The organism is Chryseobacterium sp. MMS23-Vi53, from assembly GCF_047651245.1.
GTDB lineage: Bacteria > Bacteroidota > Bacteroidia > Flavobacteriales > Weeksellaceae > Chryseobacterium.
The window spans coordinates 885900-911429 of the sequence record NZ_CP180265.1; the positions used below are offsets into that span (position 1 = coordinate 885900).

General features: G+C 33.3%; 20 protein-coding genes. 10 read left to right on the forward strand and 10 right to left on the reverse strand.

Annotated features, from left to right (window positions below; genetic code table 11):
* Positions 1-3: 3 nt before the first annotated feature.
* Positions 4-621 (reverse strand): hypothetical protein, encoded by a 618-nt coding sequence (locus ACKX2A_RS04040; RefSeq protein WP_415327752.1) that lies wholly within the window; start codon positions 619-621, stop codon positions 4-6.
* 305 nt (positions 622-926) lie between these two features.
* Here ACKX2A_RS04040 and ACKX2A_RS04045 point away from each other — a divergent pair, with 305 nt between their 5' ends.
* Positions 927-1427, forward strand: a complete 501-nt coding sequence (locus ACKX2A_RS04045) for a hypothetical protein (protein WP_415327753.1) — start codon at positions 927-929, stop codon at positions 1425-1427.
* A 141-nt stretch (positions 1428-1568) separates the two neighbouring features.
* Here ACKX2A_RS04045 and ACKX2A_RS04050 read toward each other — a convergent pair whose 3' ends face one another.
* Positions 1569-2324, reverse strand: coding sequence for an NAD-binding protein (locus tag ACKX2A_RS04050; protein WP_415327754.1), 756 nt, complete (start codon positions 2322-2324; stop codon positions 1569-1571).
* Positions 2325-2637: 313 nt separating this feature from the next.
* Between ACKX2A_RS04050 and ACKX2A_RS04055 the strand changes: the two genes are divergently transcribed.
* Together ACKX2A_RS04055 and ACKX2A_RS04060 are read left to right on the forward strand one after the other, a co-directional pair.
* Complete coding sequence (locus ACKX2A_RS04055; protein ID WP_415327755.1) at positions 2638-3375, forward strand: hypothetical protein; 738 nt, start codon at positions 2638-2640, stop codon at positions 3373-3375.
* Between the two features lie 77 nt (positions 3376-3452).
* Positions 3453-4433, forward strand: coding sequence for a hypothetical protein (locus tag ACKX2A_RS04060; protein WP_415327756.1), 981 nt, complete (start codon positions 3453-3455; stop codon positions 4431-4433).
* A 45-nt stretch (positions 4434-4478) separates the two neighbouring features.
* Here ACKX2A_RS04060 and ACKX2A_RS04065 read toward each other — a convergent pair whose 3' ends face one another.
* The 6 genes from ACKX2A_RS04065 to ACKX2A_RS04090 form a co-directional block, all read right to left on the reverse strand.
* Positions 4479-6464 (reverse strand): urocanate hydratase, encoded by a 1986-nt coding sequence (locus ACKX2A_RS04065; protein ID WP_415327757.1) that lies wholly within the window; start codon positions 6462-6464, stop codon positions 4479-4481.
* A gap of 496 nt (positions 6465-6960) precedes the next feature.
* Positions 6961-11157, reverse strand: coding sequence for a T9SS type B sorting domain-containing protein (locus ACKX2A_RS04070; protein ID WP_415327758.1), 4197 nt, complete (start codon positions 11155-11157; stop codon positions 6961-6963).
* Between the two features lie 196 nt (positions 11158-11353).
* Positions 11354-11647, reverse strand: a complete 294-nt coding sequence (locus tag ACKX2A_RS04075; protein WP_415327759.1) for a hypothetical protein — start codon at positions 11645-11647, stop codon at positions 11354-11356.
* A gap of 220 nt (positions 11648-11867) precedes the next feature.
* A complete protein-coding gene (locus ACKX2A_RS04080; protein ID WP_415327760.1) occupies positions 11868-12845 on the reverse strand; it encodes a 2-hydroxyacid dehydrogenase in 978 nt (325 codons plus the stop codon).
* A 530-nt stretch (positions 12846-13375) separates the two neighbouring features.
* Positions 13376-13771: a DUF1801 domain-containing protein gene (locus ACKX2A_RS04085; protein ID WP_415327761.1), complete on the reverse strand. Its 396-nt coding sequence runs from the start codon at positions 13769-13771 to the stop codon at positions 13376-13378.
* 249 nt (positions 13772-14020) lie between these two features.
* Positions 14021-14671, reverse strand: a complete 651-nt coding sequence (locus ACKX2A_RS04090; RefSeq protein ID WP_415329408.1) for a protein-L-isoaspartate(D-aspartate) O-methyltransferase — start codon at positions 14669-14671, stop codon at positions 14021-14023.
* A 136-nt stretch (positions 14672-14807) separates the two neighbouring features.
* Between ACKX2A_RS04090 and ACKX2A_RS04095 the strand changes: the two genes are divergently transcribed.
* The 7 genes from ACKX2A_RS04095 to ACKX2A_RS04125 all read left to right on the forward strand — a co-directional run bounded on the left by ACKX2A_RS04095 (position 14808) and on the right by ACKX2A_RS04125 (position 22152).
* Positions 14808-15770 carry a Gfo/Idh/MocA family protein gene (locus ACKX2A_RS04095; RefSeq protein WP_415327762.1) on the forward strand — a complete coding sequence of 321 codons (963 nt, stop codon included), beginning with the start codon at positions 14808-14810 and terminating at the stop codon, positions 15768-15770.
* Between the two features lie 500 nt (positions 15771-16270).
* Complete coding sequence (locus ACKX2A_RS04100; protein WP_415327763.1) at positions 16271-17992, forward strand: cellulase family glycosylhydrolase; 1722 nt, start codon at positions 16271-16273, stop codon at positions 17990-17992.
* A 243-nt stretch (positions 17993-18235) separates the two neighbouring features.
* Positions 18236-19114 carry a CGA/CIA family class A beta-lactamase gene (gene bla-A / locus ACKX2A_RS04105; RefSeq protein WP_415327764.1) on the forward strand — a complete coding sequence of 293 codons (879 nt, stop codon included), beginning with the start codon at positions 18236-18238 and terminating at the stop codon, positions 19112-19114.
* 31 nt (positions 19115-19145) lie between these two features.
* A complete protein-coding gene (locus ACKX2A_RS04110) occupies positions 19146-19559 on the forward strand; it encodes a hypothetical protein (protein WP_415327765.1) in 414 nt (137 codons plus the stop codon).
* A gap of 23 nt (positions 19560-19582) precedes the next feature.
* Positions 19583-20473 carry a 3-hydroxybutyryl-CoA dehydrogenase gene (locus ACKX2A_RS04115; RefSeq protein WP_415329409.1) on the forward strand — a complete coding sequence of 297 codons (891 nt, stop codon included), beginning with the start codon at positions 19583-19585 and terminating at the stop codon, positions 20471-20473.
* Positions 20474-20554: 81 nt separating this feature from the next.
* Positions 20555-21874, forward strand: a complete 1320-nt coding sequence (locus tag ACKX2A_RS04120) for a hypothetical protein (RefSeq protein WP_415327766.1) — start codon at positions 20555-20557, stop codon at positions 21872-21874.
* Positions 21875-21912: 38 nt separating this feature from the next.
* Complete coding sequence (locus tag ACKX2A_RS04125; RefSeq protein WP_002977986.1) at positions 21913-22152, forward strand: hypothetical protein; 240 nt, start codon at positions 21913-21915, stop codon at positions 22150-22152.
* Positions 22153-22201: 49 nt separating this feature from the next.
* Here ACKX2A_RS04125 and ACKX2A_RS04130 read toward each other — a convergent pair whose 3' ends face one another.
* Positions 22202-22612 carry an META domain-containing protein gene (locus ACKX2A_RS04130; RefSeq protein ID WP_415327767.1) on the reverse strand — a complete coding sequence of 137 codons (411 nt, stop codon included), beginning with the start codon at positions 22610-22612 and terminating at the stop codon, positions 22202-22204.
* Positions 22613-22828: 216 nt separating this feature from the next.
* Complete coding sequence (pheT, locus tag ACKX2A_RS04135; RefSeq protein WP_415327768.1) at positions 22829-25231, reverse strand: phenylalanine--tRNA ligase subunit beta; 2403 nt, start codon at positions 25229-25231, stop codon at positions 22829-22831.
* Between the last annotated feature and the right edge of the window lie 299 nt (positions 25232-25530).

Sequence of the window (25530 nt, forward strand, 5' to 3'; positions counted from 1 at the left end):
TATTTATTTTGAAGATTCCTTTTTAGAGGTAATAACAATCACGCCGTATTTTCCTTTTCTTCCAAAGGCAGCAGTTGCAGACTCTCCTTTTAAAACATTCATGCTTTCAATTGAATTCTGATCAATAGCTTTGAATTTCTTTTCATTAATTATTATTCCGTCCAATACATAAAGAGGTTGCTGAATTTTAACTCTCATTGGTTTTGCCGATACCATTCCAAGCATCATTACACGTTCTTCTAGGGTATCTTTTTTTACAGGAACAGGAGCAACTTTTCCTCTCATGCGATGTTCCACACCTTCTTTTTGTTCTTTTGTATCACATTGTTGTTGGGCGTTTACAGACACAAAACCTCCCGCCGTTATCACAAAACCCACTGCAAATTTTGTAAATAGTGAATTGATATAAGAATATCTTAAATCTTTATTAAGTTGAGATTCATTAAAATTTCCACAAATATCATGATCGGTTGTGTTCGAAAAAACATCTAAAATTTCGTTGTCCGAAGAAGATGTAAAATCTCTCACTGTTTTTGAACAAACAGCGCAGAATCTTCCTTTTTCTTCGGCCGTCATTGCGTCCCAGTTTTCGTGACATGGAGTTGGTATCGTGATTTTCATATTTCCTTTTTTATATAAAGATGCAGGTTGCATGAAAAAGGTTGGAAAAGGTTGGAATTTTATTTAAAATCAAAAAAATCTACTCAATATCCGTCTTTCCGTAAGAATCTAGGTTTGAGTTCTTCTATATTGTTTCTCTAATACTTTGACTCAAGATGAGATATCAAGTTTTATTAAAAAATTTAGAGAAAAAAATGTTCCATGTGTACCATAAGCATTATCGCAACCTTGTCAAAGCTCATTATAAGTGGATTGTGGGAACTAAAGAAATTGATTTTATTTATATTTGAAAAAAAATTGACAACATGAAGGACGAAAATGTAAATAAACTGAATGCTTTGTTTTCAAATTTAAAATCGGAGGAGCAGAAACTGAAAGAGAGTCTGGAGAAAAAGAAAAGCGAAGAGGATTTATTTATTGAAAATTTTAAAACGGTATGCAAAAACCTCATCGATCCCAAGATGCAGGAATTCAGGAGAATGCTGAGAGAAAACGGATTTGGATGCAAGATCACCTTTAGTGAAGAAAATGAAAAAAAGTTGGGCATTAATGGATATACCAACATTAAGCTTCAGATTTCAAGAAATGTGGATTCTAATTTTTATGCGAATGATAAGTTTCCGCACATCATGTTTGTTGCCGATAAAAATACGAGGAAAATTGGAATTCATCAGGATACTATCTTTCAGAACGGAACAGGAAACGCAGTGATGAAGGAGTATTCATACACCGTCGACGCATTGAATGAAGAAAATATAGAACAGGAAATCCTGGATTCTATTGAGAATATTTTGATGAATAAGTAAATTATAATACTAATTTTAAAAGCTAATTATTCATTGCATTTGTCATTCTGGCGAAGGAAGAATCTAAACTTTGAGATTAGATATTCTTCAATACGCTTCACTTTTTCAGAATGACAAACGCTGTAATTACTTTAATAAATTTTAAAGATGAAAATATCTAGGATCCGGATATTGAAACTCGAAATTTAATTCTGAAATTAATTTTGCGGGAGAAATCGTTCTGCCTGTTGTCGTTCGTTCTCCTGAATATGGCAGATCTTTCTGAGCATTAATCACTTCTTCTTTATTAGGATGAATTGGTGCAACCACATTGTACACTTTCCCTTGAGATTGATTGTCCAGCATTTTTTCAACGGTCGAACAAATATCTGCATAATGAATGTGATTCACCAACAGATCCAAATTAGAAATATTATAATTCTTCAACAGTCGCTGATCGCCCATTAATCCTGCTAATCTTAAAACATTTGCATTCGGGAATTTATTGATGATAAAATTTTCGCTTTCCACATTTTCGGCAGGCAGATCTGCTTCTGTAAATTCTTTTTCAGTTTGTGGATAAACGCCAGTTGAGCTCATTAAAAATAATTGTCCTTTATAATCTCCAAGAAATTTCAATACATTTTCCTGTCTGTCTTTCATCGAAATCTGCATCCCTCTGATTCCCGAAAACGGAACGGTGATAATGATCGCATCCAACTGTGGCGCTATTTCCCATTCTGTGATTTCAGATTGATCATCAGGAAAATCAACCAATGTTGTGTGATATCCTTTTGATTTAAATTCTTCTATTTTGGATTCGGATGTCGTGGTTGCAAAGATTTCATATCTTTTTGAAAGCCTTTCCGCAATATGTTTTCCCAACCAGCCACAGCCGATGATTCCTAGGTTTTTCATGATTGATATTGAATGTTATTTATAGGTTTCAAAAATATTGATTTTAAGGTTATCAACATAGATTTTTATCATGGATAATTCATTGGAAGTTTAAAATTTTCCTTCAACTTTCAATACGCTTTCTGAGTTCTCCCATGGTTATTGATAACTTTTTTTAATAAAAGAAGAACTGCAATGATTTGTTTTAAAAATATGCGGTAGGGTTTGGTGATTGAAAACAAACTGTTCCAAAATTCGAAAATTTTGATTATGGGAAACCGTAATAAAATATTTTCTATTTTCTTTATATTTGAATATACCTAACTAAAAAACAATGACAAATCTTGAAAAAATTAATAATATAATTATTAGTGAGAATGCCTACTTTTATCAAAATATAGATAATATCTCCATCTCTGACAATCGAATAAAAAATCTATTTAGTTTAGTTTCTTCAATAAAAACAGGCTATTATCTTTTAAACGAAAGAAAAAAGAAAATAAGATCGGAAGAAATTTATTATTCTATTTGTGCATTTAAATATATTGTTAAGCCAACTTTTATCGAGGAGCCTATCAAAAATTGGTTTGAAGAAAAACTTGCATATCTTTTAATAGTTGAAATTGAAGATTTTATAGTTATAAGTAGAAAGAACATCAGCAAAATACAAGACTTTATTAAGTTACTACACCCATTAGACTATGAAGTTCTTTCAACTTTATTTATAGAAGATAATACAAACTTTGAAAAATTTTCTTTAAAAAATCTCAATGTTTCAGATAAAGCATTAAGAGAAAAAACTGTTGAAGCAATTGATTTAAAAGAAAATTTTTCATCTCTAGGTGCAAATAATTATTTATTAAATTCACTAAGATTAAGTACTAATAATGAAAAAACCACATTAATGCTTAACTCTTCTAGAATTAATAAATTTGGGAAAAAAAATAATATTGAAACATTCTGCAAATGGTCAAAAGAACAAGTTAGTAAAATAAAAAATCATGAAATAACCTCAACATTCTTATCAATTTTTGCAGAGCCCAAGATTATGAAGAACAAAGAGAATCGTTAACTCCTATTTCCATTCTATTTAATTTTAGTAGTATTTATACTGATTTTGAACAAGGATTAATTTCTAAATTCATTTTCGTGAAAAAATTTAAAACTGGTGATGAAATTGAAAAAGAAATTGAACTAATTTCTTTTTTAAATATTTTCGAAAGACTTTGTAAGGTTGATGAATCAGATAACAGTAATATTTACAAAATTTTAAATACTACATCATCAGATTTAGAATTAAAATTAAATGAAAAATCCATAACAATTCGTTCTCAAAAATTTAGAAATATTAGAATAATTTATGCTAATGGAAATAATGTTTCAATCATAGATCATATTAATAATAAAAATGCTTTCATTATTAATTTTGATAATATCGATTTAGCATATTCAAATAGAAAATTATTTAGAGATAGTAAGCTATTAGGGAATATTGAAAATTTTTTGAAAATTTTTAAAACAAATCAAGAGTTGGAAAACGTTACTTCTGAAAAAGGAAACCCCAATACAATGGCGACATCCTTTGAAGATGGTTCTATCTTTAGATTTGTTGAAGAAACATTTTTTGAAAATTATAACTATTTCGTTTGTGATGACTATGGAAGAGAATGGGCAGATCACATAGGAGTTTCAGAGGATAAAATAGTATTTATACACTCAAAATTTAATACAACTAATGCTTCGGCAAGTGCATTTCAAGATATCGTTGGACAAGCTCAAAAAAACTTAGGTAATATAACGCCACAAGATTTCCAATTAGATACAAAGAAAAATTTATGGATAAATAATTATGCTTCTACGAATATAAATAGATTAAGAAAAGGTAATAATGTTGATGAATTTATACAAGCAATTAAAGATGCCTCAACTAATCCATATTTAAAAAAAGAAGTTATTTTAGTCATTAATTTTATTTCTAAAAATAGATTAACGGGATTTTTAAACAATTTAGCTAATGGTGAAAGATTTACAGAAAGAAGCGAAGCAATTCAAATGTTGTGGTTAATATCTTCTTTAATATCTAGTTGCCAAGAATTAAATACTGAAGTAACAATTTATTGCAAACCTTAATAAAAAAACCTGCCTCACAGCAGGTTTTTCCATATCTAAAAAGTTCTAAAACAAACTCTCATCCACAAAATTCGGAAGTGTTACTTTCAAATTAGGTTCAACTTCCATGGCTCTTTTAATGGCGAAAACTGCGCCTTCATTTCTTGCCCAGCTTCGTCTTGAAATTCCGTTGTTTACGTCCCAGAAAAGCATGGATTTCAATCTTCTGTCGGCATCGTCGCTACCATCCAACAACATTCCGAAACCGCCGTTGATCACTTCTCCCCAACCAACGCCACCGCCGTTGTGAATAGAAACCCAAGTCGCCCCACGGAAACTGTCACCAATCACATTGTGAATCGCCATATCTGCCGTAAATCTCGAACCGTCATAGATATTCGAAGTCTCTCTATAAGGTGAATCCGTCCCTGAAACATCATGGTGATCTCTACCCAAAACTACCGCTCCGATTTCTCCGTTTTTAATGGCTTTGTTGAAGGCTTCTGCGATTTTCATTCTTCCTTCTGCATCGGCGTATAAAATTCTCGCTTGTGAACCAACGACTAATTTATTTTCCTGCGCACCTTTAATCCACTGAATATTATCCTTCATCTGCTGTTGGATTTCCTCAGGCGAATTCTGCTGAATTTCTTCTAAAATCTGACAAGCAATTTCGTCTGTTTTCTGTAGATCCTCCGGTTTTCCGCTTGTACAAACCCAACGGAATGGTCCGAAACCATAATCGAAACACATCGGTCCCATAATATCCTGAACATAAGAAGGGAATTTAAATTCTCTTCCCAATGTCGGATTTTCTGCCATTACATCGGCTCCTGCTCTTGATGCTTCCAACAAAAACGCGTTCCCGTAATCGAAGAAATAGGTTCCTTTTTCTGTATGTTTATTAATCGCAGCAGCATGTCTTCTCAATGTTTCCTGAACTTTTTCTTTGAATAATTCAGGATCTTCTGCCATCATTTTGTTTGATTCCTCAAAACTTTGTCCGACCGGATAATAACCTCCCGCCCAAGGATTGTGAAGCGAAGTCTGATCCGAACCAATATCGATTCTCAAGTTTTCCTTATCAAATTTTTCCCAGATCTCAACAATATTTCCCAAATAAGCCAAAGAAACAGTTTCCTTATTTTCCTGAGCTTTTTTGACTCTTTCTACTAATTCATCAAGGTTTTCATGAATTTCATTCACCCATTTCTGGTCGTGACGAATTTTTGTAATTTTTGGATTTACTTCCGCACAAACTGTAACGCAACCCGCAATGTTACCTGCTTTTGGCTGTGCTCCGGACATTCCGCCCAGACCTGAAGTCACAAAAAGTCCTCCTTTGGGTTCTTTATTTATTTTCCGGAAAGCATTTAAAACTGTAATGGTCGTTCCGTGAACAATTCCCTGCGGACCGATATACATGTAGCTACCCGCCGTCATTTGTCCGTACTGCGTTACACCCAATGCATTGAATTTCTCCCAATCATCCGGCTTAGAATAATTCGGGATCATCATTCCATTGGTTACAACCACTCTCGGCGCATCTTTGTGAGAAGGGAATAATCCCATCGGATGACCGGAATACATTACCAATGTTTGTTCGTCCGTCATTTCAGACAGATACTTCATCGTGAGAAGATATTGAGCCCAGTTGGAAAAAACGGCTCCGTTTCCACCGTAAGTAATCAATTCATGAGGATGTTGAGCGACTGCATAATCCAAATTGTTCTGGATCATGAGCATGATCGCTTTTGCCTGTTCAGATTTTCCGGGATAATCAGAAATTGGTCTTGCCTTCATTTCATAATCCGGACGAAAACGATACATGTAAATTCTTCCGTATTTTTCTAATTCTTCTCTAAATTCAGGCAACAATTCTGCATGAAACTGAGGTTCGAAATAACGTAAAGCATTCTTTAAGGCTAATTTTTTCTCTTCGTCTCCTAAAATTTCCTTACGTTTCGGAGCATGATTGATATTGGTTTCGTATGGTTTCGGTTGTGGTAACTGGCTTGGAATGCCCTGTTGTATCTGTTCTTGGAAAGTCATGTATCGTTGATCGTTATTTGTTGATAGTTGATAGATTTTTTATGGTTTTAAAGATATTCAATTTCTAAAATATGAGACAAATAAAATTTCATGAGGCGTTTAGTAGTAAAATTCCCCTCCTTTGTAGGGGAATTTCGCTATAGAAAATTCGGGTGGTTAATTTTAATTTATAAAAAGAAAAAATTTAGATATAAAATCAAATATTGAGGTCTTAAACCCATTGTTGGAGTTCAAAATACCTCCGTCGATTTTCTGAACCTCAGTAATAGCTTTATTAACTGCAAAAATGACTTTATACAACCTCGTTGTTGGGGTTTAGGATGTAAATTTTGATGTTCGAGACATCAAATTTGGGGTTGTATGACCTCAACGATGGAGTTCATAACGTCGTGGAAGGACTAAAAAATGTCACTGGATATATATAAGATTATAAATAAAAAAAAATCCGACACAACTTCGCCGTGCCGGAATCTTTCAATAAATTAATTTAAATATGCTAATTATTATTCTTCACCAAGATCCATCCCGTAAAAGTTCTACCGTCCGGAAGCGTAATCACATACCAGTAGCTCGATGTAGGAATCGCTCTTCCTTTTATTGTTCCGTCCCAGAAAAACTGCGTATTGGAGCTTTGCTCGAAAATAAGAGCCTGATAACGGTCAAATATTTTTACAGTCGACATTTTTCCGCCAAATACATAAAGATCTTTTACAATCCAATGATCATTCAATCCGTCTCCGTTTGGCGTAATGGCATTTTTAATATCTAAAATTACGCTTTGCTGTTTCACAATACAATCACTGTCGGCGTATTTTACATAGAAAGTATAAACTCCGGTCGGAAGATTGTAGAACATATTACTCGATTGCCATGTAATTCCGTCAAGAGAATAAACCATTGTTCTTGTGCCTGTTGCGTGAACTGTCGCGTTATTTCCATTAATTTCGATTTGCTCGATAACAGGAACTTCAAAATGTTTAATTTCAAAAGTTTCGGTGTACGAACAGCCGTTATTTGCCGTTACAGTCAATGTGTAAGTTCCTACAGCGGTAACACCTGTAATCGTGTCTGTCGTAGAAATCACCTGTCCTGTCGGATTTGTCCAGACATAGCTTACGATCGTATAACCTTCAATATGAACTGTATAATTCAATGAACCTTCCGGACAGAAATATTGTGTCGGAATCTCAAAAATAGGTGTTGGTTTTAATGATAAATGAATTTCAACTACCTCAGAACAGAATCCAGGAACGCTTACTTTTACATAAATAATATTTGAACCTGAAGAATTATAGGTAAAATTTGAGGGAGTTGTAATTGCATTTGTTCCCGCATTTAGATTCGCTAAAGTCGGATAATACGTGAAAGTTACATTTGTTCCCGTATAAATTTGATTTTGAAATTGTGTTAAGTTTACTACTTCTACTCCATCATTTCCGCTGTCACAAACTGCAATTTCGAAAGGTCCTCCGTTTTGTAAAATTACTTTTGAACCGAAATTAAAACTGATCATCGCAATATCATCACAACCCGGAATATTCTGAACCTTAACCCAAATCTGCGTCGGGAAAGGGTTTGCAGAATAATTGCTCGGATTTGGGATTGGATTTGTTCCATTTTGTGCATCTGCTTGAGTTAAATAAAAACTAAATGTATTCGCAGGATTAGGAATATCAACCATTGAATTCGTGAAATTCAACAAATTGACTTCATAAGATCCGTCTAAATTTTCATCACAAACCGAAATTGTGGAGTTAATGGCTTTTGGCGGAAAATATGTATTTAATTGGATTGAAGCTACCGAATAACAACCTGTTGTCTGCGACTGGAATCTTGCCCAAACCTGAAACGAAGAAACATTGGTCGTCACCGAAGTTCCTATCTGGTTGGCAGGATTTCCAGTATTGGCATCGGCTGCGGTGTTGTAATATGAAATCGTCATATCAGACAATGGCTGTGTATTTTGCGACGGAATAAATAACTGCGGAATAGCAGTATTTAGTTGAAAAGTTTCACTTAAATTAAAATCTTCATCGCAGGTTTCCAACGTTGCATTATTCAAAACAACAGGTGGTAAAAACGTCATATGAATATTTAAAACTGCTGCTGAAAAACATTCGCTGTTATTGGATTTTACTTTAACATATACAATAGCATTTCCTCCTGAAACAGAAAATTGTGCCGGATTTGTAATTTCATTTGAAAAAATATGCATCGTTGCATCATAATTCAAATAATAACTAAAAGTAACACCTGAACCTGTATAAATTTGAGATTGAGCTTGTGTTAAATCATAGTTTTCGCTTCCATCATTATTGTTGTCACAGATATTATTTAAATTAATTGTAACCGGAGAATTCACCACCGGAGTTGATGTTAAACTTAAATTTATCGGATAAATCTGCGAACAATTGTATGAATTGATTTTAACAAAAATCTGCTGCGTTCCTGTTAATGTAAGATTGGTAATCGGATTTGTCCCGTTTTGAGCATCAATTTGAGTAAAATAGAAAATTGTTGATGCATTTTGGCTTCCGATAATTGCAGATGAAAATTGAGATAATTGTACATTTTCAGAATTATCATTATTAAAATCACAAACGGAAAAACTGGATTGATTAATTACGGGATGAACTAAATTCACAGTGATTGGTTTTACGGTATAACAATTATCTGCAATTTCGAAACGAACAAAATAAGTTTGGCTTACAAAATTTCCATTCGCCGTAATCACCTGATTCGGACTAATCGCTCCCACTCCCAAATTCGCACTTGGAGAATCTGCATAAAATTCTGTTACAGGAACGGTCGTTGGATTGATTAACATTCCGTTGGAAAGCGTATTTAAATTAATGCTGATATCATCCGTTCCGTTAAAACAAATAAATTCTTCCTTCGGATTTGCAATAATTTTAGTGAAAGTCACATTCATATTTACGGTCGCAACTGCAAAACATCCGTTTGGAATATCAACTCTTACAAAAATCGTGTAAACTCCCTCTTTAATCGTTTGGACAACAGTTCCACTTCCGTTGTAGGCTTCATCATATGTATTGTAAACTGTGAAAATTGCTCCGGTTTGAGTTGTAATTAAAGGGCCAATATTTAACGGAAAATCAAAAGGTTCCTGATTATCTGCATTGATATCACAAATCGTATAAGGAAAATTGATCGGCGAATTCATATTCACCCCAGGTTTAAACTGGAAATGAACTGGTCCCAAAACATATGTACAATTTCCCTCCTGAAGTCGCACCCAAAGCATTGTAGTCGCCGTTATATTGGTTGTTGTAATAGGATTGGCATTGTTTTGAGCATCATTTTGTGTTAAATGATAAGAAATACCTGTCGCTCCAGGCGCAAAAAGTTGAGGATTAAGTAAGCTCAGATTATAGTTCGCTTCTACCCCATCATTGTTCGTATCACACAATTCCACTGTGTCTTTCAACAAGCTTTTAGCCAATAAATTCAAGGTTAAAGTTGCCACACGATAACACGTCGGGACTGTAGGATTCTGGATTCTTACATAGATCACTTTGTTTCCCGTCAACGTAAAATTCGTCGGTAAAGGATTAGCATTATTCTGCGCATCCAATAAACTTGAATGGAAACTAAAAGTAAAATTCGCCGGATTTTGTGATGTTAAATTGGCTTGAAAATTATTTAAATTCAAATTAACAGACGTATTTCCGCAAAAACTTTGAGAATAATTTTTGGCAGCCGGATAAGTCGGATCAAAAGTTAAATTAAAATCATCCGTTAAAGTTAACTGACTATTTCCACAGATATTGAATACAACATTTGCGGTGTAAATTTCATTTTGAGTAGGACAAACTGTTGTCTGAACACCTGTTCCGACAGTTTGACCAGCAGAATTCGTCCAAGTTACCTGTGGCTGGATAACATTTCCAAGCGGATTGAATCTCCATCCTTCCTGCATAGCCGACCAAGATCCTGTATTTCTGTTGGCAGGAGAATAGCCGATTGTTCCATTATTGTTAATGACACCTATTAAGGCATTTTCAAACTTTCTGGTTGGACAAGGAATTGGTTTTTTATCGACAAAAACTTCGATCACATTTGTCGTTTCATGCAAAACAATTTGTGATGAAGAACGGTCTGTACAACCTGAAATTCTTCCCTCAAAAAAATTAATAACAAATTTTCTGTAAGGCGCAGTTCCAATCGTCGAATAATAAATTTCCGAAGAATCATTTGCAGAGAAAACCATATCATGATAAACCCCGAAAATCGAATTCTTCGGAAGACTTGTGCTCGGATTTTGCCATTGAACATTTGGATAATTGATATTTCCCAATTGGCTTAAATCAAAAGTGACCATTCCATTGGAACCGACAACAAGCGCATCGAAATATTGATTAAAAAAACAAAATTTAAACGGAAGATCCAGCTTTGCTGCAAAAAGATCGTCGTAATTGGCATTCAGCGCCGTTCCCTGATTCATTGCAATGGGCGGACTATATGCTTCAGGATTTACCTGATAGCTTGTGGTTTCGTTCAGCACAGGATATTCCACATGAAGGGCTAAACATCCGTTTGCATCGAGATTATTGGTACATGTAACATTATAGTTTTCGTTTCCCGCAGCATCCTTGACTTTAATATCTACAGGGACTTGAGAATACACAAAAACACCAATAATGATGAATAATATTTGTAGAAATCTTATCATAGGTTTAAATAATTAATCACTATACTATGATAAATTTACTATTTTTAATTGTAAAATTTTAAATGATAAATATTTATTTATGTTAAATTAACATGCAAAAAAATCTATTTCATTATATAACAATCATTTAAATTTTAAATATTAACAAAAAACCTTACTTTATCAAGTAAGGTTCAGTATGCATATCGATTAAATTTTATGTTAAGACATCGTCGTTTTCCTCCTCATGATCGTCGTCGTTGTCACTTAAGCTCCAATAATTGTTTTCTTCATCTTCGCTTCCAATTTCTTCCTGTCCATCATCATCTTCAGTTCCGGGAATGTCTAGTCCTTTGTCTAATTTATCTTCATCAAAATCTTCATCTTCTATAGGATTTCCATCTCCATCCAAAGGGATATGTTCTTCCTGATTAAAAATATCCTCACTTGGACTGTAGTCCATTTGTTCCAGTTTTCTGTCCTGTTCTTTAGAATTATCTTCGGGTGTCATAATATGTATATTTAGTGTTGATTGTCTTAGAACAAAAATAATTCCAAGACTGTGAAAAATTTAAATTGATTTTCTAATTTTTGTTGATTTTTTTATTTCCTATAGATTACACAGATTTGCACAGATGATTGCGCATAGTTTTTAAAGCTTATAAATAAAAATATTACATAAACATCTGTGCAAATCTGTGTAATGTGTGGTAGAAGACTAAGAAATTTAATTAATTCTCATAAACTTCAGGATTTACACAAGCCGGCATTTTTTCGCCTTTTGAAAAAGCAATCAGATTTTCTGCAGCAAGTTTTGCCATTCCGTTTCGCGCTTCAATCGTTGCAGATCCGATGTGCGGTAAAACACAAACATTGGAAAGCTCCAAAATAGGATCTTCTTTGAAAATCGGCTCAGGATTTGTCACATCAAGACCTGCACCCCAAATTTTATGTTCCGCTAAAGCATTATACAAATCTTTTTGATTGTGAAAACCTCCTCTCGCCGTATTGATAAAAATTGAATTCTCTTTCATTTTTTCAAAAACCGAAGCATTAAAAAGCTCTTTTTGTTCTGGTTTAAAATTCGCATGAATACTCAGAACATCGGATTGTCCGATTAATTCATCGAAAGAAACATATTTTGCATTCAGCTCTTTTTCGGCTTCTTCGTTATGATGGCGATTATGGTAAATAATATTCATATCAAAGGCATTTTGAGACTTTTTTGCCATCTCAAAACCAATTCTTCCCAACCCGAAAATCCCCAGTGTTTTTCCATACAATTCCTGTCCAAGCGCATGTAAAGGATCAAAATCACCCCAATTTCCTGATTTTACTTTCTCAAAGTTATAACTCGCTCTTTTTGCAACCGATTGCATTAATAAAAACGCAACATCAGAAGTCGCTTTGCTTAAAACATCCGGCGTATTTCCGATCGGGATATTTCTTTGATTGGCTTCTTTAATATCTACATGATCAAACCCTACGGAATACAGCGCAATTGCCTTTACATTCGGACATTCATCAAAAAAATCTTTATTAAATTTAAAACCTCCGCCAACACTTAAAATCAAATCATGGCTCTTACAATAACTTAACCATTCGTCTTGCGAAAGATTTTCATGTTCGGGAATAAAAACTTCCAATCCTGCATCTTCAAGCATATGAATACCAATTTCCGGAATTCTTTTATTTACGAATACTTTCATATATTAATTTTTAGATTTTTTAAACAATAGTTTTCAAGTTACAAAAAGCAAACCGTTTATTCTCTAGTTGATGGGTGTTTGTTGCTTGTTGTTGCTTGTTAATGGTTTTTAATGAAAAACTTGTTTAAACTTTTTATTTAACCACAAAAGTCACAAAAGATTTTAGATAAACTATTTAAAGCTTATTATTAAACTAAAAAAAGAAAACATAAGTTTTAAAAATCTTTGATTTTTATTCTTTTGAGCGCTTTTGAGTATCTAATTAAAACTATATATATCGCTTTTGTGACTTTTGTGGTTAAATCTAAAATTAGTTTAAACAGCTTTGAAATAAAATTCACAAAAAAACCTCATTCCCTGAAAAGAATGAGGTTCTTCTAACTTTAATATTAAAAATTACTTTTTTTCATCATTATTCTTAATGCTCCAAAACATCGGAATTTTACCAAATTATTGGGTTGCCATACCATTAATATTTTGATGATTAAGGATTTAAATAAAATCAATTTTCATTCCGAAATGACAGAAAATTATTTTTTAATTTGAATTAATTCCCCTTTCCTCTTCACTAGATTTTTATAATCCCATTGAATATTTTCCGATTTCTTCAAAGCTCGTTTTATATCTTCTTCATTGATCTCCAAAACATCATTATAAAAGACAGAAGCATCCTGAAATTTTTCACCATGAACATTTAAAAATTCCTCATTAAAAGATTTTCCACTCCAAAACATCAAACGAATTCCTTTTTTCTGTTTGCTGTAACCTACAATCGGGTTGTCTTCCAAAAACCAGACAGGGTGAGCGTGCCAGATTTTAGATTGTGAATCCGGCAGATTTTCATCGATAATTTCAAATAGTTTTGAGCAGATTTCGTGATCGGATTCTGTTTGTGAACTGTTGTATTTTTGGATGTCGGAAGTCATTTCTTAATCTTTTATTCTTTAAAATTAAGAAATTATCTTGATTTGAATTTCCTGAATTGAATAGGTTTTGGCTAAAGCCAATTTGAATGAATCTCTTTTCATTAAATGGGCTAAAGCCCATTCCTATTGAATTTATAACAGAACTGGTGTTTGAGACCAGTGCGTCTACCAATGCTTTAATGATAATAGATTCTTCACTCTGCTTCGCTTTGTTCTGAATGACAATATAGCTTTTAGTCTTTAATAAAATTATTGGTTTGTATTTCCTAACATTGGAACAAATTTATAAGCTCCAAACTCTTCTTTTTCAAATTCTGTGGGAGAAACTTTCGTAAATCTGTATAAAACCTGCTCATCTGTCGGACCTAATGGAATCACCATTTTTCCGCCTACTTTCAATTGCTTTAATAATTCGGTTGGTAAAACTGATGCACCACAAGTCACAATAATTTTATCGAAAGGCGCAAAAGTCGGAAGACCTGCAAACCCATCCCCGAAACTTTGAAATTTGGGATATAGATGCATTTCGCGAAGCTTTTTTTTGGAAAAATCAAATAAATCTTTTTGTCTTTCAACGGTATAAACGTGGGCTTTCATAGCCAATAAAACCGCAGTCTGATAACCACAACCCGTCCCGATTTCGAGGATTTTTTCACCCTGTTTTACCTGTAAAAGTTCGGATTGTTCGGCTACGGTCGAAGGATGCGAAATTGTCTGATGCGCCAAAATAGGAAAAGCACGGTCTTCATAAGCAAAATCTTCAAAAATACTTTCGATAAAAAGATGTCTCGGAACTTCATTCATTGCTGAAAGCACATTTTCATCCGAAATTCCTATTCTGTTACGAAGATAGTCTACTAAAATTTTTCTTTTTCCTTTATGTACAAACGAATCATGCATCATTAGATGGTAGTTATTAGGCAGCAGGTGCTAGTTTGCACAAAAGTAGCAAAAGAATTATTATTTATCAACCTAAAACCTATCATCTGTTTCCTAACACCTAAAATGTTTATATTTACAAAAATTTAATACAGCTATGTTGAAAGCAGGTTTGGTAGGTGCCGGACATTTAGGAAAAATACACTTACGACTTTTAAATCAGTCAGATAAATATGAATTTGTAGGTTTCCATGATAAAGATATAGAAAACGGAAAGAAATTAGAAGCCGAATTCGGATACAAATATTTTGAAAACTTCGATGAATTGCTAGATCAGATCGATATGTTGGATATTGTGACTCCAACAGTTTATCATTACGATTATGCATTAAAGGCGATTGAAAAAGGTCTTCATTTTTTCATCGAAAAACCGGTTACCCAAACACTTGAACAAGCGGAAGAAATTCTTCAGAAATGTCAGGAGAAAGGCATTAAGGCACAGGTAGGTCACGTTGAAAGATATAATCCGGCATTTATTGCAACGAAAGAATATATCAATAATCCGATGTTTATTGAGATCCACAGACTGGCGGAATTTAATCCTCGTGGAACGGATGTTTCTGTGGTTTTGGATTTAATGATTCACGATTTGGATATTTTATTAAGCATTGCTAAATCTAAAGTTAAAAATATTCATGCCAGCGGTGTTTGTGTAGTCAGCAAAACTCCGGATATTGCCAATGCAAGAATTGAATTTGAAAACGGATGTGTTGCCAATTTAACGACTTCCAGAATTTCGATGAAAGCAATGAGAAAAAGCCGTTTTTTCCAGAAAGATGCTTATATTTCTGTTGATTTCCTTGAGAAAAAAGCAGAAGTAATCCGTATGAAAGATGCTCCTGAAAACCCTACTCCATTTGATATGATTATTGAAAATGCAGAAGGTGAAAAGAATCAAATTTTGTTTGAATATCCTAATATCCAGCCGAATAATGCGATTTTGGATGAATTAAATTCTTTTGCAGATTCTATCACGGAAGATAAGCATGTAGAAGTTTCGATTGAGGACGGAACGGAAGCGTTGAAAGTAGCTTTGGAGATCATGAAATTGATTTCTTGACTTTATTAAACACGAATATCACAAATTTTTCAAAAATTACGCTAATTATTTTATCATAGGAACGGGCTTTAGCCCGTTTTTTTTATGAATAAAAATTCAAATTGGCTTTAGCCGAAATTTATTTGTACAAAAATTAAGATTGAATTTCACCATATAATTTTTCTAATATTACACTTAGATTCTTGAAAGGATGGCAAACTTTGTGGATGTTGTGCGATGTATATTCGAAGGACTGCAACAATAGCCCCGATTGCCGCGGCATCCTTTTTTTGCAAGGATTTTTAGAGTTGGCAAAAAAGATATAGCAGAAAGCGGGATTAAGCTCCTATAAATTTTAAAAATATTCAATGGATAAAATAAACTTGATTTAAATTTTACGCGAAATCTTTTTGGTTTCATGAATATTTAATTTTTATTCAACAAATTTTAAATATATTTGTGATTGTATAAACTATAATTCTTAAACAAACAATCTCCTAATATTTTAAATTAAAACAACTATGAAAAGAGCCATCCTACTATCCGCTTTTTTATTGTCTCAATTTGGGACATCGCAACTTTTAAAAACAAATGGTCAAAAAATTGTTAATGACAAAGGTGAAAATGTTCAATTGAGAGGCCTCGGCTTGGGAGGATGGATGTTGCAGGAAGGTTATATGCTGAAAACTGCAGATTTTGCTGGTCCACAATATAAGATCAAAGAAAAAATTGCTGAATTGATCGGTGAAGATGGAATGAATGAATTCTACAAAGCTTATTTAAAAAACGGCATCACAAAGCAGGATATCGACTTTTTAAAGAAAGCAGGATTTAATTCGATCAGACTTCCGATGCATTATAATTTGTATACTTTACCGATTGAAAAAGAACCGAAAAAAGGACAAAATACTTGGCTTGAAGAAGGTTTTAAAATGACAGACGATCTTCTAAAATGGTGTGCAGATAACAAAATGTATTTGATTCTGGATCTTCATGCAGCTCCAGGCGGACAGGGAAATGACGTGAATATTTCCGATAATGACAAGTCGAAACCATCGCTTTGGGAAAGTGAAGAAAATCAGAAAAAAACGATCGCTCTTTGGAAAAAATTAGCAGAAAGATATAAAGAAGAGCCTTGGATCGGAGGTTATGATTTGATTAACGAACCGAATATCAATTTCACAGGAAAAAACCCGAACGGGACGGATGAAATGTCGAATGCTCCACTTTGGAAGCTACAAAAAGACATCACAGAAGCGATTCGTACGGTTGATAAAAAACACATCATCATTATTGAAGGCAATGGTTGGGGAAATAACTACAACGGTTTAACGCCACTTTGGGACAACAATATGGCTTTCAGCTTCCATAAATACTGGAATTATAATGATGAAGGAACTTTGAAATTTGCTTTGGATTTAAGGGAAAAACATAATATCCCGATTTGGTTGGGAGAAACGGGTGAAAATTCGAATGTATGGTTTACAGAACTGATCCAGCTTTTAGACAAACACAACATCGGGTATGCTTTTTGGCCAATGAAAAAAATCGATAACATCGCCGGAATTACCAATGTGAAAATCACTCCGGAATACCAGAAATTATTGGATTACTGGAAAAACGGCGGTGAAAAACCGTCAAAAGAATTTGCAAAAAAAGCTTTAATGCAAATAGCGAACAACTATAAATTTAATAATGTTGAAGTTAAAAATGACATTATTGATGCGATGTTCAGACAGACAAAAGATGGTTCAACAAAACCTTTCAAAAATCTTCAGGCTCCTGGAAAAATCTTTGCAACAGACTATGATTTAGGAAGAATGGGCTCTGCTTACAAAGACAACGACTTCATCAACCTTTGGGTGAGCGATCCGGCAAAAAGATCTGAATGGAATTCCGGAAATCAATTAAGAAATGACGGTGTTGATATTTACAAAACAAAGGACAATCAATATTACGTCGGAAAAACGGAAAGCGGAGAATGGCTTCAATACACCATCAATGCAAAAGCTGATAAATCTTATACTTTTGATATCAATTATGCAAGTGGCAGCGATGCAAAAATCAGAATTGAGGATGCTTCAGGAAAGAAGTTGGCAACCTTTTCATTAAATTCTACAGGCGGAAATGAAGTTTGGAAAACAGTGTCAGCAAAAGGAATTAATCTTAAAAAAGGAGAAAATAAAATCCGAATTTATTTCGAAAACGATGGTGTCAACCTGAATTATTTTGAATTGAAATAAGAAAAAATCTTAAATTGCAAATCCCTTTTAGTTTCTAAGAGGGATTTATTTTTTAATTTGTTTTAACCGCAAAAGTAACAAAAGATTTAGATAAAATATTTAAAGTTTATCATTGAGCTGAGAAGAAGAAAGCATCTGATTTTCATCTTTTTGAAAACTTTTGACAAGCTAAAAATATTTAAGCATTATGATATTTCTTTTGTTTCTTTTGCGGTTAAAATATAGATTATCAAACAAAATATTATGAAAAAATTAGGACTATTATTTCTTTTGATTTCTGCGTTCATGTTCGCTCAGCAATCAGTTTTGGATCAAAAAATCACTTCTATTATTAAAGGTAAAAAAGCAACAGTCGGAATATCCGTTCTAGGCTTTGAAAATGGATTTAAATACAATAAAAACGCAGAGAAAAAGCTTCCGATGCAGAGTGTTTTCAAGTTTCATATTGCAGCAGCTGTGTTGGATTTTGTAGATCAGGGAAAGCTTTCACTGGATCAGAAAATTTTACTTGATAAATCGAATTTATTTGAAGATACATGGTCGCCGCTTCGCGATAAATATCCAAACGGAGGTGTTGAAGTTCCTTTAAGTGAAATTCTTGAATTTACCGTTGCGAAAAGCGATAACAACGGCTGCGATATCTTACTGAAATTATTGGGCGGAACACAAACCGTTCAGAAATTTATGGATTCTAAAGGTGTGAAAGGTTTCCAGATTAAATATAATGAAGAAGACATGCACAAAGATTGGAATGCGCAGTACGAAAATTACAGTACGATGAACTCCGCAGTTGATGCCTTGAAAAAGTTCTACGATGGTAAATTATTATCAAAAAAATCGACGGATTATTTGATGAAAGTAATGTTGTCAACTTCCACAGGATTGAATAAAATGGTCGAACAGCTTCCAAAAAATACACCTGTAGCGAGAAAAACGGGAGCTTCAGGAAAGAATAATGCAGGCTTAACGGGTGCTGAAAATGAAATCGGAATCATTACTTTACCAAATGGCAAGCATTATGCATTAGCTGTATTTGTCAGTAATTCAATGGAAACGGGTGCTGTTAACTGCAAGATGATTTCGGACATTTCAAAGACTGTCTGGGATTATTTTAATAAGTAAAATTTAAAGCTTAAATTTAAAACCATTAAAAATGAAAAAAGTATTATTAACAATCGGATTATTCACTTCTGTATTCTTCTTTTCGCAAAAGAATGAGAACTTTTTACAGGTAGGTTATCACAGCATCTGTTGTGGTACTCCGTCTGATAAACCTGTGATGAATTTTATTAACCAATTTCAGCAAAAAAACAAAATAAAAAATTTCGAGGTTTACAAACAAAGTGGATTGGGAAGAGAAGGTGAATTCAATATTTATATCGGGACAGATAAATTCTCAAAAACTCAGAAAGCTAAGTTTGTAGAGGGTTTGAAGGCTGCAATTGATGCTCAAAACAGAATGAAAAAACCAAACAGAGACGGAAATGTAAGTTTTGAGGAAACCGAAATGGTAAAAAAAGCTGATCTTTCCAACGCAAGAAATTTAACTTTAATCAGTAATAAATAATTTTAATTAAATAAGGAAAAATGATTCAAAACATTGTAGTTATCGGAGCAGGAACCATGGGGAATGGTATTGCACATACTTTCGCACAAAGCGGGTTTAAAGTAAACTTGGTAGATGTATCTCAAGACGCTTTAGACAAAGGTTTGAAAACCATTACTACCAATCTTGACAGAATAATTGCAAAGGGAAACCTTACAGAAGAACAAAAAGCTGAAACTTTAGGAAATATAACGACTTTCACGGCTCTTCAGGATGCTGTAAGATCTGCGGATCTTATTGTGGAAGCTGCTACTGAAAATCAGGAATTGAAGTTAAAAATTTTCGGTCAAATGGACGAGTTTGCACCCGAAAATTGTATTTTGGCGACCAACACTTCATCCATTTCTATCACAAAAATTGCAGCGGCGACAAAAAGAGCAGATAAGGTAATCGGAATGCACTTTATGAATCCCGTTCCAATCATGAAATTGGTTGAAATTATTAAGGGATATTCTACTTCTAAAGAAACTTTTGACTCAATTTATGAAATGAGCAAAACATTAGGAAAAGTTCCTGTAGAAGTTAATGATTACCCTGGATTTGTGGCTAATAGAATTTTGATGCCAATGATCAACGAATCTATTGAAACCCTTTATAATGGCGTTGCGGGAGTTGAGGAAATAGATACGGTGATGAAATTGGGAATGGCGCATCCAATGGGACCGCTTCAATTGGCAGATTTTATCGGTCTTGATGTATGCTTAGCCATCTTAAACGTAATGTATGACGGATTCAAAAATCCTAAATATGCACCAAATCCGCTGTTGGTAAACATGGTAATGGCTGGAAAATTAGGCGTAAAATCTGGTGAAGGTTTCTACGATTACTCAGAAAGCAAAAAAGCGGAAAAAGTTGCGAAAATGTTTTCAAAATAGTCTTTAAGTTATGAGTTGTGAGTTATAAGTTATAAATTTGGCTTGTTAAAAGCTGCAATCTATCACTTAATAACTGCAACATTGATAAAATTTAAAGAAAAATATATTCAGATATCAATGGTCATCATTACTTTAGTGATGACCATTTTACGTTTTTTACTCAATGAAAAAGGGCGTGTAAATCCAGATTCGATCCGATACATGAGATTTGCGCACAATCTTCCGATTATTGATAATACCACTACTCCACTGGGGTATCCAATTTCTATTAAGTTATTTACAATCTTCGGTTTAGATGAATTTTGGAGCAGTAAAGTTGTGGCAATTTTATCTTATTTTTTCATCTTATTTTTTGCCTGGAAAAAGAAATTTTTCTTTAAAGAATCAGTTGTTGTAGGAGCATTATTCAGCTTTGTTTCGATCTTTTCCTACACAATGAGTGAGCCTCTAATTCTGCCTTTTGTAATGTTATTTTTATATGTTTCCATGCAAATTATTAACGGAAATTTAGAAAAAGGAAAAGCTGTTTTTTATCTTTCATTAAGCTTGATTGCGATTTATAATATTCGATACAGTTCGCTTTTTATTATGGGAGGAGTCGGATTTTTCGGACTTGTTTTCTGGAAGAAAAAATATTCAAAAACGTTTATTATTTCAGGAATTATTGGAGGACTTTTTGTTGTTTTGTATAAATTTCTCTTTATTGATTATTTTAACGAAAATTATGTAAAAGATGCTTTATTAATTGGTTTACATCCAACCTCACAGCTTCTTGTTGAGCTATTTCAGGGACTTTGCACGACTTTCAATCCTTTTATTCATATTTCTGATCCGAATGGTGGAATCATTAACTATGGAATTTACGGAATCGGTTTTTTTAATATACTTTTAATTATTTATCTTTTTGTTAAATATAAACTTACAGAATCTGAATTTTTCTATGTTTTTATAAGCATTGTAAGTATTATCTGCTCTTATTTTGTACAATATTTTTATTCTGTAAACCCAATTGATTACCGATTAATGGCTCCTTTTAGCTTTTCTATTTGGTTAATTTATTTCAGAAAATTATTTATCGTTTTTAATATTAAAACTTATGCAATCGGCTTTTTAAGTCTACTATCCGGAATGCTTTTCACTTGGCTTTCCAAAGGAAATTATCTTGAAAACAGAAAAGAAATGGCACAGTTTCTACAATCCGAAAATATGGACAGGGTTCCTTTACAATTTTATCTGGAAACGACAGAAGACCTTGATAAAATTCAGGTAGCAGAATTGATAAGTACCATAAATCCGAATATTACGCTTACTTCCAAGCCGAAAGATACGTTACAAAAAGCCACATTAACGAGGTATAAAGTTTTACAAAAAATTAAGATCGACAAGAACAAATACCAATAATTTTATTATCTTTGGTTTAAAGTTAAAACATTAGAAAAATGAAATTACCAAAGTTTTTATTAGCAGATAATTCGGAATTTCCAGAAGATTTATTCGTAGTTCATACAGAATATCCAAGATTCATCTTAAACGTTGAAGAAGAGGAAGTTGAGTGGTTGGATGATCTAGAAGGAGACGATGAGGAAACTATGGCAGATGAGGCTACAAAAGTGGTAGAAGCTGCGTTTAAATGGTGTGATGAAGAGTTGGCTAAGTACGACGAAGAAGAGGAAGACTAATTAACAATTTAAACATAAAAAAGGAACTCAATCGAGTTCCTTTTCTTTTTTATTCAGCTTTGTTGAATTTTAATAATAAAAGATTGTCCTGGTACAGTTCCAAAACATTCCCTGTCACGACATATTTGTTGGCCTTTCCTACCATATCCATAAAGTTTTTCTCAACACTCATGTTATCGCAAGCCATTCGTGTAGAACCTAATGCTCCCGCAGAGAAATTTCCTGAAGCCGGATCCACTTTTGCAGTTCCAAAGTAATTGTTACATCCTGCATTTCCGGTGATTTTTTCGCCCTCGATGTTCAATGTCGGAATTTTTCCTTTTACATTATCAGCCAATGCCCATTTTGTGCCCGCAAGAGCAGGTTGAGCTTTACCAACTTTCGAAGCAGAAGGACTCGACATCGTTCCACAGGAAACCAAAACCGCAGCAGTACATATACTTAAAAAAAGATTTTTCATTTTTCTATTGTTGATTTAAACCAAATTTACGGAAATATTATTATTTAAACGGTTTTCGAAGGATTTTATTGTTTTTTAACAATTAATTTTAAACATAAAAATCACGAATATTTTCTCCTAATATCAACCGATTTAATTATTCTTAAAACACAATTTTAATAAAAAAAAACGGACTATAAAAAGTCCGTTTTATATATCAATCTTAATATTATAAGATTATCCTCTCAATTCAGCGTTGAATTCTTTTTGGAAAGATTTAATTAAAGAATCCATTACTGTTGTGATTTCTTTTTCTTCCAATGTTTTTTCTTCGTTTAAAAGCTCGAAACTCATAGCATAAGATTTCTTACCTTCAGGAAGATTTTTTCCTTCATAAACATCAAATAAGTTGATATTTTTAATGTAAGGAGATTTATTCTTTTTAGCCGTTTGGTAAAGATCTTCGTAATTTACATTCTTATCGATCAATAATGCTAAATCTCTTCTGATCTTGTTGAATTTAGGAATATCCTTGAACTTCAGTTCGTTTTTAGAACGTAATTCCTGAGCAAATTCAAGTTCAATCTCTGCGTAGAAACACTCTTGGTCAATATCAAAATCTTTCAATTGTTGAGCAGAAACTTTTCCTATTCTTACTAAAGCTTTTCCATCGACTTCGTAAGCTAAAGTATCAGAGAATCTATCATCAGACAAAGCAACTTCTTTGTAGTCAATCGCTAATTTCTCCAATAAAACTTTAACGTAAGCCTTTAAATTGTAGAAACTAGTAGCAGATTTCGGCTGTAGCCAGTTTTCTGCAACGTCTCTTCCAGTAACCAAAATAGCCAATTGTTTTCTTTCTTCATATTTATCTTTTTTGTGATAAATTTTTCCGAATTCGAAAAACTTGATATCCTGATTTTTTCTATTGATATTGTAGATCGCATTTTGCAAAAGCCCTTCCAATAAAGACTTTCTCATGAATGCCAAATCGTTGCTTAATGGATTTAATAATTTTACAGCATCTGTTTCATCTTTTACAGAAGTCAATGAATTGTTCATCACCTCGTTGAAACCTAAGCTCTGTAAAGTTCTTGCCCAACTGTTTTCTAATTCGTCCTGATCTTGAGCACTCAATTTTACAGGCGTAAACGAAATTTTTTGAGGAGCATCGATTTTATTGTATCCGTAGATTCTTAAAATCTCTTCAATCACATCAATTTCTCTTGTAACATCTGCTCTGTAAGCAGGAACGGAGATTTCCAAACCGTTCTGAATTTCATTTAAAACCTGAATATCAAGAGCTTTTAAAATTTCTTTTACTTTCTCTCTGTGAATTTTTGTTCCTAAAATTTGCTCGATTTTTGAGAATCTGATGATTACATAATTATCCTCAATTTTCTTTGGATACTCTTCCAATAATTCTCCAACTAACTTACCTTCAGCTAATTCCTGAATCAATTTAATGGCATGAGTAATCGCTGTTCTTGTGATATTCGGATCTACACCTCTCTCAAATCTGAAAGAAGCATCCGTATTCAATCCGTGGAATTTTGCTCCTTTTCTCACCGCAACCGGGTTGAAATAAGCACTTTCCAGGAAAATAGTTTTTGTTTCCGTAGAAACTCCAGAATTTGCACCACCAAAAACTCCGGCAATACACATCGGATTATCTTTTCCATCTTTGATCATGATTTCAGAACCGTTCAAAGTTCTTTCAACACCATCTAAAGTCGTGAATTTTGTTCCTTCTTTTACTGTTCCAATTTTTACTTTTTTATCTGCAATTTTATCTGCATCAAAAGCATGAAGTGGTTGTCCAAGCCCGTGAAGAATATAGTTTGTAATATCTACAACGTTGTTAATTGGGCTCAAACCAATTGCTTTCAATCTGTCTTTCAACCAAGATGGAGATTCTGCAACTTTCACATCTTCAATCACAGCACCGATATATCTTGGGCAAAGTTCTGCGTCTTCAACTTCTAAAGTGAATTCGTGAGAACCTTCGTTATTTAAAGCAACAGAAGATACTTTTTCGAAAGTAGATTTTTGCTGATTTGTTGATAAAAATGCATATAAATCTCTTGCAACACCATAATGAGACATTGCATCGGTTCTGTTTGGCGTTAAACCAATTTCAAAAACTTCGTCATTTGATAATTCAAAATAATCTGCGAAATTTTTTCCAACTTCATATTTTTCTTCGTCCAAAACCATAATTCCTCCGTGATCATCGCTAAGACCCAATTCGTCTTCTGCACAGATCATTCCCTGAGAAATTTCACTTCTGATTTTAGCTTCCTTTATTTCAAAAAAGTTTCCGGATTTATCATAGATTTTTGTACCAACAACTGCTACTGGAACAGTTTGTCCAGCCTCTACATTTGGAGCTCCACAAACGATGTTCAAGATCTTTCCGTTTCCTACATCTACTGTTGTTTTCTTCAATTTGTCTGCATTCGGATGTTTTTCGCAAGTAAGAACCTTACCTACCACAATTCCTTCCAGGCTGCCTTTTATGCTTTCAAATTTTTCTATCCCTTCAACTTCAAGTCCTATATCTGTAAGGAATTCACCGATTCTTTCAGTTTTTAATTCCGTTTTGATGTAGTCTTTAAGCCAATTGTTTGATATTTTCATCTGATAATTTCTATTTATTTTTTAGGACAGATGAAACCTTTCGGTTTCATTTACTCTATTTTGAAAATTTTACTTGAATTTTTCGCGCTACAAATATCGTGTTTTTTTAAGAAACAGAGAAATGTGAGAGAAACTTTAAGAGTTTATTTTATCTTGATCGTTTTCTTTTTCTCGCTGATTTTGCTGATTGCGCAGATTTTATTTTTTAAAATATTAATGAATAGAATTAACCACAGATTTTCACAAATTTGCACAGATAAATATGCTTTAATTTTAGCAAATTATTGGGTACAGTTTGT